Here is a 14367-nt window from a genome sequence, read left to right as displayed (position 1 = left end):
TGCCTCCGGCGGATGTCACGTATTTTGAAAGGAATGAATTGTGCAGGCACAATTCAAAATCCGGACGCAATTACGCCAAGGCGAAATTGATTATTATATAGATTGGAGAATTATACATGAAGAACACGCTTTATCAGAGCTTTTGGCGAACGCATTTTTATGCCGCATTATTTATTACTCCACTTCTTATCTCGCTAACATTAAGTGGTATAGGTTTTTTATTTTATACCAATGTTGAAAATCAGTTATATGATAAATACTTTTTTGGTGAAAGTGGAAAAACCGAGGTACAATCTATTGATGATGCTGTTAAACTTGCAGAAGAATCATATGCTGGCTTTAAAACCAATAAAATTATAGAGTTAGATGAGCCATACAATACTCGTTTAACGATGAAGAATGCAGATGGCAAAGAGAAATATGTGTTTTTAGATGATCATAACCAAATTATTGGTGGTCAAGATGCTGGTTACACATTTGCAAATATTATGAGAAATGCCCATAGTTCCTTATTTATTGGGGGAACGGTTGTCAATTATTTAGTAGAATTAGCGGCTTGTTGGGCTATTTTTTTACTGCTTTCAGGCATTTACATGACGTTTAAAGCAAAACTACTAAAGAAAACAAAGCAAACAAACAAACGTCAAAAGAGTAGAAAATTTCATGCACTTCTTGGAACAATTATAACGATTCCAATGCTTGTTATTATTTTCACAGGCTTGCCATGGTCTGCGCTGATGGGGAAATATATTTACCAAGCTTCACAAGATCATCCATCTTTCGGTACGCCATTATTACAGCAGCAGCCACCTACATCTGATGTCAGTGAGATTCCTTGGGCTACTCGTCAAGAAACTCCTCCATCGTCAGATTCAGGACATGCAGCACATCATGGTATGGGGGCTAATATGGGCTATGTTGCTAACCCTAACCAATTGAGTGTGGAAAAGCTGCAAAATGAAATTGATGCAATGAATATATCAAAACCATACGCTATTATTTATCCTACTAGTGAAGATGGTGTCTATACGATTGCAAAATCTAGTAACACAGGTGTCACAGGTCTTGATGTTAGTCCGTATGATGAAACGACAATGTATTTTGATCAATATAGCGGAAAATTTATAGACAAGGTTGGATATGAGGACTATGGCATTCTTGCCAAATGGTTCACTTGGGGAATTCCTTTGCATGAAGGTCATTTGTTTGGCTGGCCAAATAAATTAATAAATTTACTAGTATGTCTAGCATTTTTAGTAGTTATTGTTTGGGGAGTTAGAACATGGCTACTACGAAAGAAACAAGGTATGCTATCTGCACCACCTAAAATTTCTCAAAAAGTATCCATTCCTTTTATCATTTTCATGATAATTTTAGGTATACTGATGCCACTATTTGGACTTTCATTAATTGCTGTCGTACTCGTTGAAATAATCATAAATTTAGTGTCTAAAAATAAATTAGCAAAAAAAGAAGTTAATTAAAATCTTAAGCGATACTGTATCCTTTATAAATAAGGAATGCAGTATCGCTTTTCTTTTTCTAGAGCCAACCTTTATCACTGGCGACTTGAACAGCTTGTTGTCTAGATTCGACATGTAGTTTTTGAATAGAGGTAGATAAATAGTTTCGAATAGTGCCTTTCGTTAAAAATAACTTTTTACTAATCTCATTTGTTGTGAGTCCTTCTTTTACAAGCTGCAGAACAGCAATTTCACGTTCATTTAGTGGATTTTGTTCTTTCATAAACAACGTAGCGGCTAAATCTCTGCTGACGACTTTTTCACCATTCATCACTTTTCTAATTGTTTCAATTAAATAGTCAATCGGTTCATCTTTTAATAAATAACCATGTACCTCACAATCCATCGCCTTCTGTAAATAACCAGGGCGTGCGAAGGTAGTGACAATCATCACCTTACATGGTAAATTTGCCTGTCTAATTTTTTCAGCAAGCTCAAGTCCAGAAAGATTCGGCATTTCGATGTCCAATACACAAACATCGGGTAGCTCTTGTTGAATAAATTCCCACGCTTTTTGACCATCTGAAACTTCTGCAATTACTTTTATATCAGGCTCAAACGACAACAATGAAGTCAAGGCGCCACGTAACATTTGTTGATCCTCGGCTAGTAATACTCGTATCATGAAGTTAGATCCTTTCTGTAGTGTTGGATAGGCATTGTTAACGTCACAATCGTTCCGCCTGTCGATAATTTGTTAATGGAAGAACTTCCTTGAAGGGCATTCATTCTTTCATTTATCGATGATAGTCCATTCCCGTGCCCTTGGTTATGTAGGCCGACACCATCGTCAATAATGTTTAATGTTAAAACTCCATCTATATTGTTGATATCTATTTGGCATTTTTTTGCTTGGCTATGTTTAAGAATATTTGTAGTTGCTTCCCGAAGACATAAGGATAGCATCGTTTCTTCCACACTAGCTAGTAGAAGCTTTGGACAGTTATTTTTTATTTTTGTTGAGATATCCGCTGTTTGTAAATGCTGCTTACAATGTATTAGCTCACTTTTTAACGAAATAAAATTCATATCGGAGACTAATTCTCTTACTTGCTTTAGCGCTGTTCGTGTTGTTGCTAAAATATCATTTAGTTCATCTTTAACACGCATTGTATCTTTGTCGACTAATTTTGTTGTTAGTTCGGTTTTTATTTTAATCATTGTCAATGTATGACCAATCGTATCGTGGAGGTCTCTAGCAATACGTTGTCTTTCATCTTGCTGAACAAGCTGGGTATTTACCTCTGTTAATTCCAATTGTAATTTTTTAGATTTTTCTACGTAGTAAATTAGCATTGGAAACAGTAGCTGAATGATCATAATAGGTATTATTATTTGGGATTGTAATTTGAAAGATGCTCCTGATTCAAACCAAATAACTATAAAAAACATAAGGGCAATGGCAATCATTCCTAAAGCAATATGCCACTTCTTTTTAGCTCGCCCAATTAAATCAGCAAATGTAAATCCAAAAACTAACATAGCAGAACCTTCATAAATACTTAGTATGATAATAAGAGTAAAGCCTATTAAGGAAGCCAAAAGTAAACGCCAATCTTGATTCCATAACGCAAAATAGAAGGCTACTAAAAATAAGATAAGAATTAATATTCTAGCCAATAATGGTATTTGAGAATTCGATCCTAATACCATGGTGATTAAAAAAGTTAACGAAACTACATCAATAATTAGATAATGTTTTGCCTGGTCTCTTGGATAAATCTTTATATTTCACACCAACCCTTGTCGATTATTTCTGTGTGACACTTTGAATGGCATGTTTCCGAATCCATTCCATTGGTCCAACATGAAAATGCTTGATACAAATATGTGCAATGAAAAGTTGTAGAAGGGAGAGGGTTAACCAAATGCTGATAACTTCAATGCTATTTAATTTTCCACCTAAACCTAAGCCCCAACCATAGAAAATAATAGAAGCAATAATATTTTGAAGCACATAGCAACTTAAAGACATTTTCCCAATCTCGCCAAATCTCTTCCATAACCAATCTAGCTTCTTATATTCTATCATTTTACCTAATATACCAATATAGCCAATAGATAGAATTGGTGCGAATAAATAACGAACAGGTAAATCAAATGCTCCTCCAGGTATAAAGATTAGGAGGTTTAAAGGTACTCCAATAAAAATACCGATTTTGAACAGCTTTTGACGCGCCTGACGTCCTTTGTCATTTTGCGAAAATACACCATTTCTCATCATCTTAACACCAAGTAAAAATAAAAAGATATTCATTGGGATAATAAAAATAGCTTCCGTTCTATAATAAAGAAAATGTGTTAAACGATATTGTATTTGCTCAAACCAAGTGCCATTTTCATAAAGATTAACAATTGGATCGATTCCAGCAAAGGAAACATTGGCACCCAGCAATGCGCTAACTAAAATCAGCAGAATCGTCAGTACATGGAAACTACCAAAAACGTATAAAGCACGTTTAATCGCTTTATCTCCAAATTTAACGATAAAGGTAACAATGATGGCTGTCACAGCATAGCTCATTAAAATATCGTATTCCATGACTAAAGTGAAATGGATAAGACCTTCCATAAATAAAAAGACTATCGTCCAAATATACATTCCTGGCCAAGCATTTCCTTTTCGCAAGGCTTGCTGATATTTTAATTCTAGACCTACACCAAACATTATTGTTAATAAACCAAGGAGTTTACCGTTTACTAAAAAAAGGACTGCCATTCGTAAAAAGTCGTTCAATGACCACCAACCTGAATAACTACTCGTTGTGATATACGAAATATCTCCAAGATAAGCAAAAATCCAAATATTCGTGCCAAGTGTCCCTAATACAGCAAAGCCTCGTAACATATCGATTAGGGGTAATCTTTGTTGAACTTTCATCATGAATCACTCTTTCTTTGTTTTCTTACAATAATGATAAGAAAACGAAAGGAAAAAACATATTCACACCAGTCAAAGGTACTTTATGACAGGTGTCATTTTATGGTGTATCAAGAACCCAGGAAACAAAAAATAGCTATGCTTTGGCTGTTGGTTTTGTATATTTATTTATTAACATTATGGTGTTTTTGGCTAGGGAAAGTAAGAAGCGAAGGCGTCACTTTTAGAACAACTTGTTCTTTTGTTTTCGGAATATCAATGGTATACGGCAACCATTTTCATAATCCGCAAGTTAGCGTAGAAAAAAGCAGGGAATTTTCCTTGCGAGGCACAAGAATTTTAGTCAAATTCTAAATATTTTTAATTTTAATATTGCGAAAACTAATCAAATTAGTTAAAATGTAAATATGATTAGTTTAAAGAGGGGATTTGATTTAGAATGAAAATCACGAATATTGATACAGTGTTTCAATTATCATTTATGCCGAGAATTTTTCCTGTTAATTGTTATTTTGTAGAAGAAGAAAGCGGGCTTACACTTATTGATGCAGCACTACCATATAGTGCAAAAAGTATTATGAATGCGGCTGAAAATATAGGAAAACCGATTACAAAAATCATCATCACCCACGCACATGGTGATCATATAGGAGCGCTAGACACGTTAAAAGAATTATTACCAAATAGTCAGGTGTGTATTTCTTCCAGAGACGCTCTATTATTGGAAGGGAATAGTACCTTGCTACCAAATGAAATAAACACACCAATTCGGGGAAGTCTTCCAAAAAATATTAAAACTAAACCGGACTTATTACTTGAAGAAGGTGATCGTGTTGGTTCATTAGAAGTGATTGCAACTCCAGGTCATACACCTGGCTCCATTACTCTTTTTGACACGCGCAATAGAAGTTTAATCGCGGGTGATGCCCTTATAACTAGAGGAAAGCTAGTAGTATCGGGGATGATGAATCCGTTGTTTCCATTTCCGGCTCTTGCAACATGGGATAAAAGCACAGCTCTAAAAAGCGCAAAAAAATTAAGGGATTTAAATCCAAGCTTACTTGCTGTGGGGCATGGAAAGATGTTGAATAATCCACAGGAATTTTTGGACATTGCAATAGCAGAAGCAGAAAAAAATTTCAGACAATCAAAATAGGAAGTGAGAAAAATGTCCCGTCGAATGAAAATAGATTTATCGATTATTTTACAAAAGGCAACGGAGCTAGTTGATGAACAAGGATTGGACCAACTTTCAATTGGAGTATTAGCCGAAAAATTGGAAATACGGCCACCTTCCTTGTATAACCATCTGGATGGTTTAAATGAATTGAAGCAGAAGTTAGCCATTCAGGGAGTAAAAAAACTAAATGAATATATGCTTCAAGCTGCAGTGGGTCGTTCAGGTGATGATGCCATTCGTGCAATTAGTAAAGCATATATTCAATTTGTTAGAGAGCATCCTGGGTTGTATGATGCTAGCACTCGCTTTCCGGATGCTAATGATCAAGAACTAAAGCAAGCCCAAGAATCTGTCGTGCAACTTGTACTTCAAGTGCTAGATGGCTATAAATTGCAAGAAGAAATTGCGATTCATATAGTCAGGGGATTACGAAGCATTCTACATGGATTCACTTCTATTGAACAGATGGGGGGATTCGGAATGCCCCTTGATATCAATAAAAGCTTTTCAATCTTAATCAATACTTTTATTGAGGGCATTCATGCAGTTACGATTAATGAAGATAAATACATGCAAATGCATGACTAAGAAAGTTCTTTAAAATCTTGCACCATTTTAAACGGGAATTAGACGTTTTGGTATCTTCATCGTCTAATTCCCTGAGTGTACAAAATGTTCTAATAGATGACTAGCGGAATTGCAAAATAAGAAAAAGGGGAAAAGAGACACAAAAGAATTAAGTTGGAGTAGGAGATTTGTCCGTAAACGAGTCTGCTACTCTTTTTTCATGTACATAGCAGTTGAGAAGTATATCCTCAAACTACTTTGTACATGAATAAATTCTATAGTCTAAAACCCCTTCATACTTTAAGTTCATATCAAAATGTTTATTCATTACCTCATAAAGTTCAGGTGCAATATCCTTCGAGTGATGAAGTTCAGGAATTGAGAAGATTGATTTGTTTTTTTGTATACGAGTATTTTTAAAACCAGCCTGGTTAAACAAAGCTACCCAATCCTTTTTCATTGAACATGAATCAAATCCATAAAACTGTTTGATTTCTTTTTCAATGTTTTCTTCAAGTGGTTGGTGAATAGTAAATTCAATGGCAATAAACCGACCGCCTTTCTTTAATAAACGAAAAATTTCTTTTAGGGCATTAGGTTTATTAACAAAAGAAAGCACAGATTCAGAAATAATAAAATCAAAAGTATGATCAGGCAACGGTACTTGTTCGATAGAGCATTCAATTATTTTTACGGGTAAGCGATTTTTTTTCATTCTTCTTTTAGCCTTTGCAACCATTTCAGAATTGATATCAATACCTGTTACTTTTGCTTCATATTCCTTAGCTAAATAGGCAGCGGTTTGGCCTGTACCACACCCTACATCCAAAATACGGGAATTTCTGTTAATGTTTTCAGTTTTAAATATTTCCTTTGTTAGATTAATACCGCCAGGATGCGCACCGCCCACACCAAATTTGGACAGAAAATCTAGATATTTTGAATTTTGAATCGGAATCCCTTCTTTATTCGTATTTTTGTATAATATGAAATTAAAAATAGTATGGTTCCTGAGTTGTCATGACGAACCTTTACAGAAAGGAGGGGGAGAATAATAAATAATTGGGCTTCAACATTTTTACAATACATATCTATATATTTTTTTAGCAACTTCTCCGATAGTCTAAACAATAAAAAAATACAGACGTATACTAGTAAAAAGATATTTGATAGGGGGTGAATTGATGCCATTTTATCCGCCTAATTCTAGAATGAGACCATTGCCACCAAGACATAGACAAGGTTTTGGCCCTCCTATTCAAGGTAGAAGGGAGCAACCTTTCTTTTACCCTAATCAACAACCTCTAACTTCTAGATTTGGAAGATTACCACAGCATTTAAATACAATTATGGGCCATGCGGGAACTATAACAAATGGAGTTGGTATGCTAAGACAAATGGGGGCATTTTTAAATTTCTTTAAGTAGTTTATTTCGATGGAACGTAGGGCATTGTTAGTGTTTGAACTGAATTTAACCCCCTCTTAAGTGTAAATTCTTAAGAGGGTTTATTGTGATTATAAAAGGAGTGAACATTACATTTAATGCTTATTTTGTATAAGTTGCTTTTCAATAATAGAGCGATTTTTCTCTTTAAATACTTCATTATGTGATGACACGACCCCATGGCGGTAGGCAGTAGGCTCTAAATAAGTTTTGATAGAGTTCACTGCATTGGCTGCATCTTGGAAAGTACCTAGAAGGAGATGAATTTTTCCTTCAAACGCTAAAATATCACCCGCTGCAAAAATACCAGGCTGCTCAGTTTCTCCTGTTGCTCTCCCTTCGAAATAGTAATCATCTTTTTTAGAAATGGTGATCTCTTGATCTAATTCTAATGATGCTTCACGGTTATAGCCATGACTAACAATTACTTCATCGATTTGACGCGTATAGCTTTGCTTTGTTTTTGAGTTTTCACATGTCACTAATTGAATCGCTGTTTTGTCAGCATTAGCAGTCAATTTTGAAATAGTTGTATTGTATTTAATCTTTACTCCAGCATCTAAAGCCTCTTTTATTGTTGCTTCATGGGCAGATAACTTATCTTTACGATAAACAACCGTTACATTTTTAGCGATAGGACTAAGTTCAACAGCCCAGTCAATAGCTGCGTTTCCTCCTCCTGAAATAATAATTTCCTTGTCCACAAAGTGTCGATATGACTGCACAGTATAGTGTAAATTAGTCATTTCATATTTTTCTGCACCTTCTAGTGAAAGCTTTTGAGGGTTAATAATACCACCACCAACTGCTAAAAGAACGGTTTTAGAATAATGTTTATCTCCTTGCGCAGTATGTAGAACAAAAATATCACCTTGGCGCTCGATGAAATCTACTTTTGTGCCTGTTAAAACGGTTGGATCAAAAGTTTTTGCCTGCGTAATTAACTGTTTTACAAATTGTTCGCCTAATACAGGAGGGTGACCACCAATATCTCAAATTAGCTTTTCAGGATAAAGTAAAACTTTACCACCAAGCTGTTGTTGACTCTCAATTAATTTCGTTTTCAATCCTCATAAACCACTATAAAAAGCACTATATAGACCTGCAGGGCCACCACCAATAATAGTTACATCGTATAAATGTTGCATTTATAACACCACATCCTTAAAAAATAATAAAAAAGTATTTGACAAAACTTTATAGGAAAACTAGACTAACTTTAGTGATAATGATTATCATTATCGGCTAATCGTTATCATAGCATGGAAAGAAGTAAAAGGAAAGAGAGGTTATGTTGTGCGTTTACAAGTTGAATCGATTCGTATCGGCTATGAGGACAAAACGATTGTGCATGATTTATCGCTACAAATTCCAGACGGTAAAATAACGACCATTATTGGTTCCAATGGCTGTGGTAAATCAACACTTTTAAAGGCTATTACGAGGATTTTGAAGCATAAAAGTGGACAAGTCATATTAGATGGTCAAAATATTTCCGAGATGAACACAAAAGAATTAGCGAAAGAACTCGCCATCTTGCCACAAAGCCCGGAAAGTGCACATGGTTTAACAGTGGAAGAGCTTGTATCCTACGGTCGATTTCCATATCAAAAGGGCTTCGGTAATTTATCGCAAAAGGATAAAGAAATGATTGACTGGGCCTTAAAGGTAACTAAAACGGATGACTTTCGTCAGAACGCAGTTGATGCCTTATCAGGTGGACAGCGTCAACGAGTGTGGATTGCAATGGCATTAGCGCAAGAGACCGATATTATTTTTTTAGATGAGCCAACAACTTATTTAGATATGGCGCATCAATTAGAAGTTTTAGAATTACTTCATAAGCTTAACGAAGAAGAAGGACGCACAATTGTCATGGTGCTACATGATTTAAATCAGGCAGCACGTTTTTCAGATTTTATTGTTGCGCTGTCAAAAGGAGAGCTTGTGAAGTTTGGTACTGCAGAGGAAGTTATGGTACCTGAAGTATTAGAAAAAGTGTTTAATATTGATGCAGTCATTGGTAAGGATCCACGTACAGATAAGCCAATGTGCATTACATATAACTTACTACAAACAGTGTAAAAGGAGATATATTCATGAAAAAGTGGTTATTACCTATGTTTATGATGGTCGTACTAGTGCTTGCAGCGTGCGGCAATAAAGAAGAGAAGGCGGATGAGGGCTCTAAAGATAAAGCATCTACAGAAACGATTACGTATCAATCAGAATCAGGTCCTATTGAAGTACCAGCTCACCCTAAACGTGTAGTTGTGTTATCTTCTTTTGTTGGGGATTTACTAAAGCTTGGCGTTAATGTTGTCGGTGTTGATTCATGGGCTGCAGATAATTCGAACTTCCAAAATGATATTAAAGATGCAGTGGTTGTTGAGAATACGGATATCGAAAAAATTATCGAGCTTGAGCCAGATTTGATTATTGGTTTAAATGGTATTGAAAATGCAGATAAATTAGCAGAAATCGCACCAACTGTATTATTTACTTATGGTAAAGTTGATTACTTACAGCAATTTATTGAAATCGGTAAAGCGGTTAACAAAGAAAAAGAAGCAACTGAATGGGTAAAAGACTTTAAAGCACGTGCAGCAAAAGCAGGAACGAAAATTAAAGAAAAAATCGGTGAGAATGCAACCGTTACTGTCGCAGAAATGTTCAATAAACAATTGTATGTTTATGGAGATAACTGGGGCCGTGGAACAGAAATTTTATATCAAGAAATGGGCTTAAAAATGCCTGAAAAAGTGAAGGAAGGTGCTTTAAAACCAGGTTATTTAGCAATTTCTCAAGAGGTATTAGGGGATTATGCGGGGGACTATGTGATTTTTAGTATGTTTAAAGGTCAAGATAGTTCCATTAAAAATGCAGCATGGTTTAAAGATTTAGAGGCTGAGAAAAATGGTCATTTATTTGAAGTGAATGCCAACGAATTTTACTTTAATGACCCAATCACTTTAGAATATCAACTAGATTTCTTTGAAAAGAAATTTTTACAATAATTTCAGTAGAGAGTAGCGAAGACAAATGACAAAGTTTCGACATTTCCCATTTTGGCTTCAGGTGTTGCTAACACTGATCTTATTAGCAGTGACAGTTACGATCTCGCTTTGTATCGGAGCGGCAAATACGAGTATTCAAGACGTCTTTCAAGCGATTGTTGGACAAGACGGCGGTAAGCATTATGCTATTTTACGAGAAATTCGATTTCCTCGTATTATTGCCGCTATTTTTGTAGGTAGTGCACTCGCAGTTGCTGGGGCTATAATGCAAGGGGTTACTAGAAATCCATTAGCAGATCCAGGGCTTCTTGGTCTCACAGCAGGTGCGAATGCAGCACTTGCATTGACGATGGCATTTATCCCAAATACCTCGTATTATACGCTTATTTTTGCATGTTTCGTAGGTGCTGGCGTAGGGATGATTGTTGTCTATGGAATTGGCGCTTCAACAAAAAATGGCTTTTCTCCATTAAAGTTAGTCTTAGCTGGGGCAGCTGTATCTGCTTTATTACAAGCAATAGCAGATGGTACGGGAATATTATTTCAAATTTCAAAAGATGTTTCGATGTGGACGAGTGGTGGTTTAATTGGCACTACATGGCAAGCTTTAATGATTGCTCCTGTTATTGTGGTCGGATTAATTGTTGCGTTTGCATTTAGTCGTCAGCTAACCATTTTAAGTTTAAATGAAGAAGTAGCTGTTGGGTTAGGGCAAAATACAGCAGTCATTAAAGGAATTATGATGTTTGTCGTTGTAATTCTTGCAGGCTCCGCAGTTGCGCTAGTAGGTAATTTAGCATTTGTTGGGTTAATGGTGCCGCATATTGTCCGTGCAATTGTAGGGACAGACTATCGATTTGTTTTACCGATGAGTGCCATCATTGGTGGATGGTTTATGGTGATAGCGGATTTTGCAGGTAGAATGATTAATGCTCCATATGAAACACCGGTAGTGGCAATTATTTCAATTATCGGCCTTCCGTTCTTCTTACTTCTTGTTCGGAAGGGAGGTCGTCAGATTGTTTAATGTCGGACGAAAAAAACAACGTAGATGGTTAATGGCGTGGATCTTATTAACAATAGTTATTGTTGTTATGGGTATTTCAATGGGAGCAGCTTCGGTTTCGATTGATCGCATAATCCCGATTTTACTGGGAGACGGTAGCTTCAAAGAATCATTCGTATTGTTCTCTGTACGTTTGCCAAGATTGTTTGTGCTAGCAGCTGCAGGGATGGCGTTAGCATTAGCTGGTGCCGTTTTGCAGGGGGTGACACGCAATGATTTAGCGGACCCTGGTATTATTGGGATTAATGCAGGTGCAGGTGTTGGAATTACGCTTTTTTATCTCTTTGTCAAGGGAGATCTGCCTAATTTTGCGTATGTATTACCACTTGTAGGATTTGTCAGCGCTTTATTAACGGCACTCTGCATTTACTTTTTCTCGTACAAGCGCAATGAAGGTGTACAGCCGGTCCAACTCATTTTAGTCGGAGTAGGTGTAGCATCCGCCTTATCTGGTGTAATGATGGTCTTAATTTCCTCTGCTGAGCGAAGTGATGTGCAATTTATCGCACAATGGCTTGCGGGCAATATTTGGGGAACAGATTGGCCATTTTTATGGGCTTTATTGCCTTGGCTTGTGCTAGGCATTCCATTTATTTTTTATAAGGCAAATGTGTTAAATGTGCTTGCGATGACAGAACAAACGGCGGTTGGTTTAGGCTTGAATATCGGCCGAGAGCGTTTGCAATTATTAGTTGTCTCTGTAGCATTAGCGGCGGCAGCTGTATCGGTCACAGGAGGCATTGCCTTTATCGGTCTAATGGCTCCACATATTGCAAAGCAGCTTGTCGGGCCGCGCTTCCAGTTCTTTTTACCGCTCACACTGTTTATCGGTGCTAGCTTACTAATGCTAGCGGATACAATTGGCCGCGTTGCTATTTCAAGTGCGACAGTGCCAGCAGGTATTGTCGTAGCATGTATCGGTGCACCCTATTTTTTATATTTACTACGAAAAAACGACTGAATGGCTTTGGCTGTTCAGTTGTTTTTTGTGTGTTGAAAGGCTTTACGGAAAGCCAGGCCTCATCGACGGATAAAATTAGCAGCGACGGAAAGCGAGGCCAGAGCGACGGAAAGAAGTCTCAGAGCGACGGAAAGAACTCCGACACCGACGGATAGCAATCCCAGGAAGACGGATAAAATTAGCGGCGACGGAAAGCGAGGCCAGAGCGACGGAAAGAAGTCTCAGAGCGACGGAAAGAACTCCGACACCGACGGATAGCAATCCCAGGGAGACGGATAAAATTAGCAGCGACGGAAAGCGAGGCCAGAGCGACGGAAAGAACTCTGGCACCGACGGATAGCGAGCAAAAAAATACTAGCAAAAGCTGAATCGTAGGAATTTTTCCGTTCTTTCTATCTAAAAAAGTTGGTGAAATATTTAATTTGAACTATATGTATTTCAAGTTTTTTGGAACCTCTTTTTTTGAGGTTCTTTTTTTATACAATAGTTAAGGAGGTGAAGAAACAATGATTTTATTAGATCGTCAGGAATCGGAGCAACACAAAATTTTAGATGCTTTGATACGGAGATTACCTAGCACACATACTGAATACCTGCATTATTATGAGAGGTTGAGGCGTATACACGCAGGCTTTGCAGGGGAGCAAAGAGTAGATGCCGAATGGCTTGAAATTATTTTACCTAATCCGCATTATTTTCTTCATAATTAACAAATATTCAATCACTTTGGTACTACACATCAAATAGACACCGTTTTACTATGTCCTCAATTTATATTGATACTCGAAATTAAAAATGTAACAGGCTTTCTAGATTTCGATGAATCCTTTAATCAATTTACACGAACTACAGCTGAAGGGGATATTGAGGGAATGACTAATCCATTTCATCAAGGGAGGCGACATACGGAATGGATGACGGGAATGTTACATCAGTCACGGCTTGAGATTCCCGTCCATTATGCTGTCGTTTTGGCGACGAAAAATGCTATTTTATCGAAGAGTTTAAGAGGGCAACCAATTTTTCATGTTTCCGGTTTACGTTATCACGTTCGAGAATGGTATCGACAGCATAAAGAGGCGGTGGTTGATGAGGAAAAGCTTTTTCAATTTGCTTCTAAATTATTGTCCATGCATAGGCCAATCAAAAGAGAAATAGCACTGCCTGTCCGGGGTTTAGTAAAAGGTGTGCTATGCGAAAGTTGTTTAAATGGACAGACAATGAACTATCGTTACCCAAAATGGTATTGTCCACGATGCGGAGCGGTTGACCAAGAGGCATTTTTTAAAACGCTTGAAGATTATCGATTACTAGTAGGCGAAACGTTAACAAATAAAAGTTTTTGTGAGTTTTTTAAAATAGATTCACCTAATACAGCTTATAAATTACTACAAAAGTTACCGTTGAAAGCTGAGGGAACTAAAAGTAATAGGAGGTATTTAATTGTTAATTAAAGAGCAAAAATTCAAGCGGTCTGAATTTTTTACTAGAAAGGTTGTAGAAAGAAAGAAGTCTCGAGGTGACGGAAAGAATTAGCAGCGACGGAAAGCGAGGCCCCATCGACGGAAAGAAGTCTCAGAGCGACGGAAAGAACAGCGCCCCCGACGGATAGAAACCTCAAGGCGACGGATAGAATTAGCAGCGACGGAAAGCGAGGCCCCATCGACGGAAAGAAGTCTCAGAGCGACGGAAAGAACAGCGCCCCCGACGGATAGAAACCTCAAGGA

General features: G+C 37.0%; 14 protein-coding genes and 1 pseudogene. 10 read left to right on the top strand and 5 right to left on the bottom strand.

The annotated features are described in order from the left end of the window. The first annotated feature begins 116 nt into the window (after positions 1–116). Positions 117–1484 (top strand): PepSY-associated TM helix domain-containing protein, encoded by a 1368-nt coding sequence (locus ACQKOF_RS15680; protein ID WP_427558824.1) that lies wholly within the window; start codon positions 117–119, stop codon positions 1482–1484. A 58-nt stretch (positions 1485–1542) separates the two neighbouring features. Here the strand turns inward: ACQKOF_RS15680 and ACQKOF_RS15675 are convergent, their stop codons facing one another. The 3 genes from ACQKOF_RS15675 to ACQKOF_RS15665 all read right to left on the bottom strand — a co-directional run bounded on the left by ACQKOF_RS15675 (position 1543) and on the right by ACQKOF_RS15665 (position 4404). Next, complete coding sequence (locus ACQKOF_RS15675) at positions 1543–2148, bottom strand: response regulator transcription factor (protein WP_427558821.1); 606 nt, start codon at positions 2146–2148, stop codon at positions 1543–1545. Continuing rightward, on the bottom strand, positions 2145–3005 hold the full coding sequence (locus ACQKOF_RS15670) for a sensor histidine kinase (RefSeq protein WP_427558819.1): 861 nt from the start codon (positions 3003–3005) through the stop codon (positions 2145–2147). Before ACQKOF_RS15670 ends, ACQKOF_RS15675 begins: the two co-directional genes overlap by 4 nt. 268 nt (positions 3006–3273) lie before the next feature. Continuing rightward, a complete protein-coding gene (locus tag ACQKOF_RS15665) occupies positions 3274–4404 on the bottom strand; it encodes a DUF418 domain-containing protein (RefSeq protein WP_427558816.1) in 1131 nt (376 codons plus the stop codon). A gap of 439 nt (positions 4405–4843) precedes the next feature. On the opposite strand from ACQKOF_RS15665, the gene ACQKOF_RS15660 reads away from it, so the two are divergent. Both ACQKOF_RS15660 and ACQKOF_RS15655 read left to right on the top strand, forming a co-directional pair. Beyond that, positions 4844–5560, top strand: coding sequence for an MBL fold metallo-hydrolase (locus ACQKOF_RS15660; RefSeq protein ID WP_427558813.1), 717 nt, complete (start codon positions 4844–4846; stop codon positions 5558–5560). A 12-nt stretch (positions 5561–5572) separates the two neighbouring features. Beyond that, complete coding sequence (locus ACQKOF_RS15655; RefSeq protein ID WP_427558810.1) at positions 5573–6172, top strand: WHG domain-containing protein; 600 nt, start codon at positions 5573–5575, stop codon at positions 6170–6172. 232 nt (positions 6173–6404) lie between these two features. On the opposite strand, the gene ACQKOF_RS15650 is transcribed toward ACQKOF_RS15655, so the two are convergent. After that, on the bottom strand, positions 6405–7061 hold the full coding sequence (locus tag ACQKOF_RS15650; protein ID WP_427558807.1) for a class I SAM-dependent methyltransferase: 657 nt from the start codon (positions 7059–7061) through the stop codon (positions 6405–6407). Between the two features lie 274 nt (positions 7062–7335). Between ACQKOF_RS15650 and ACQKOF_RS15645 the strand changes: the two genes are divergently transcribed. Further along, positions 7336–7578, top strand: a complete 243-nt coding sequence (locus ACQKOF_RS15645; protein ID WP_427558804.1) for a hypothetical protein — start codon at positions 7336–7338, stop codon at positions 7576–7578. A gap of 113 nt (positions 7579–7691) precedes the next feature. Here ACQKOF_RS15645 and ACQKOF_RS15640 read toward each other — a convergent pair. Then, a pseudogene (locus tag ACQKOF_RS15640) lies at positions 7692–8744 on the bottom strand (NAD(P)/FAD-dependent oxidoreductase). A 148-nt stretch (positions 8745–8892) separates the two neighbouring features. Between ACQKOF_RS15640 and ACQKOF_RS15635 the strand changes: the two are divergent. The 6 genes from ACQKOF_RS15635 to ACQKOF_RS15610 all read left to right on the top strand — a co-directional run bounded on the left by ACQKOF_RS15635 (position 8893) and on the right by ACQKOF_RS15610 (position 14094). Next, positions 8893–9681 carry an ABC transporter ATP-binding protein gene (locus ACQKOF_RS15635; protein WP_427558802.1) on the top strand — a complete coding sequence of 263 codons (789 nt, stop codon included), beginning with the start codon at positions 8893–8895 and terminating at the stop codon, positions 9679–9681. Between the two features lie 14 nt (positions 9682–9695). Beyond that, positions 9696–10613 (top strand): iron-hydroxamate ABC transporter substrate-binding protein, encoded by a 918-nt coding sequence (locus ACQKOF_RS15630; RefSeq protein ID WP_427558799.1) that lies wholly within the window; start codon positions 9696–9698, stop codon positions 10611–10613. A 25-nt stretch (positions 10614–10638) separates the two neighbouring features. Beyond that, complete coding sequence (locus tag ACQKOF_RS15625; protein ID WP_427558797.1) at positions 10639–11640, top strand: FecCD family ABC transporter permease; 1002 nt, start codon at positions 10639–10641, stop codon at positions 11638–11640. Further along, a complete protein-coding gene (locus ACQKOF_RS15620) occupies positions 11633–12640 on the top strand; it encodes a FecCD family ABC transporter permease (protein WP_427558794.1) in 1008 nt (335 codons plus the stop codon). Before ACQKOF_RS15625 ends, ACQKOF_RS15620 begins: the two co-directional genes overlap by 8 nt. A 506-nt stretch (positions 12641–13146) precedes the next feature. Continuing rightward, the gene (locus ACQKOF_RS15615) at positions 13147–13350 is read left to right on the top strand and encodes a hypothetical protein (protein ID WP_427558793.1); all 204 of its coding nucleotides are present in this window, start codon (positions 13147–13149) and stop codon (positions 13348–13350) included. A 3-nt stretch (positions 13351–13353) separates the two neighbouring features. Further along, positions 13354–14094: a nuclease-related domain-containing protein gene (locus tag ACQKOF_RS15610; protein WP_427558857.1), complete on the top strand. Its 741-nt coding sequence runs from the start codon at positions 13354–13356 to the stop codon at positions 14092–14094. Positions 14095–14367 lie beyond the last annotated feature (273 nt).

Source organism: Lysinibacillus sp. NPDC093190 (assembly GCF_050280425.1).
Lineage (GTDB): Bacteria > Bacillota > Bacilli > Bacillales_A > Planococcaceae > Lysinibacillus.
Note: the sequence above shows the minus strand (reverse complement) of the source record. Positions and strands in the feature narration are given on the sequence as shown.